This window comes from Xenorhabdus anantnagensis, from assembly GCF_028598555.1.
Classification (GTDB): Bacteria; Pseudomonadota; Gammaproteobacteria; order Enterobacterales; family Enterobacteriaceae; genus Xenorhabdus; species Xenorhabdus anantnagensis.
Map to the genome: position 1 here is coordinate 1 of NZ_JAQRFN010000077.1, position 1,275 is coordinate 1,275.

The window sequence follows — 1,275 nt, forward strand, 5'->3', positions numbered from 1 at the left end:
CCAGCGCCAGTTGATATTTCAGTGAATTCACTACGTTTTTGCATCTGTATATTTTCGTGCATTTAAGATTATTTTAGGTTATTTTTGAGTTCTTGGCACCCCTCTCAGCACCCCCTTAATTTGGGGACCCGAATAGGAGAACTTAAATTATGGCCTACTATAGCATAGAAAAACGCCCCCGCGCAGATGGCACTATACGTTACCGCTGTACCGTTGGTGTTAAATCTGGCGGTAAATATATTCACAGAGAGAATCGTACATTCGGAAAACAATCCCATGCCAAAACATGGGGTGCTATGCGGGTAGCTGAACTAGAGCAGAATGGGGTCCCCACAAATGATGATACCGAAGATTTAACCGTTGGTGATTTATTGTATAAATACATTAATGATCCAGATCTGGGTAAAAAATCAGGGAGGACTAAAAAATACGTATTACAAATGCTGTTAGATAGCGACTTAGCAAAACTAATACTGACTAAGCTATCGGTAAGTCATATTGTTGAATACTGCAAGCAAAGGAAATCTACAGGCATAACCCCATCAACCATTAATCACGATATTAGCTACTTAACATCAGTATTAAAATCAGCCAAACCAATCTATAACATAGATTATGTCTCAAATCCTGCATATGAAGCTCGGCCTTTGTTAATTCAGATGGGATTAATCGGAAAATCTCAGCGCCGCAGCAGAAGACCTGTGCAAGATGAGATTAATAGACTTATTGAAGGATTGCGGAAACGCAGTAGTCATAGAGAAGGGAAAATACCCTATGAGGACATCTTGAATTTCTCTATTCTTAGTTGTATGCGAATAGGCGAGATATGCAAAATAAGATGGGATGATATAGATGATAAGCAAAGATCTGTCATTGTAAGAGACAGAAAAGACCCAAGAAAGAAGACAGGTAATCACATGTCAGTCCCCTTACTAGGGAATGCTTGGGAAATTGTTCAACGCCAGCCAAAAACGAGTGATCTAATATTTCCTTACAATTCCAAGAGCGTAACAGCAGGATTCCAAAGAGTCCGTAATGCTCTAGGAATTCAAGACCTCCGCTATCATGACCTACGCAGAGAAGGAGCCAGCCGCCTATTTGAAGCTGGTTTTTCCATTGAAGAAGTGGCGCAAGTAACGGGCCATCGTTCACTGAATGTGTTGTGGCAGGTGTATACGGAACTGTACCCACAATCGCTGCATGAGAAATTCAACAAGCTAATGCAGCAGAAAGAAGAATAATCACTATAGGGCAGAAATCTGCCCTTAAGATGGG

1 protein-coding gene is annotated in these 1,275 nt (G+C 40.9%); it reads left to right on the forward strand.

Translation table 11 applies throughout. From position 1 onward, the window contains the following. The first annotated feature begins 149 nt into the window (after positions 1–149). Positions 150–1,241 (forward strand): tyrosine-type recombinase/integrase, encoded by a 1,092-nt coding sequence (locus PSI14_RS19920; RefSeq protein WP_273577716.1) that lies wholly within the window; start codon positions 150–152, stop codon positions 1,239–1,241. Positions 1,242–1,275 lie beyond the last annotated feature (34 nt).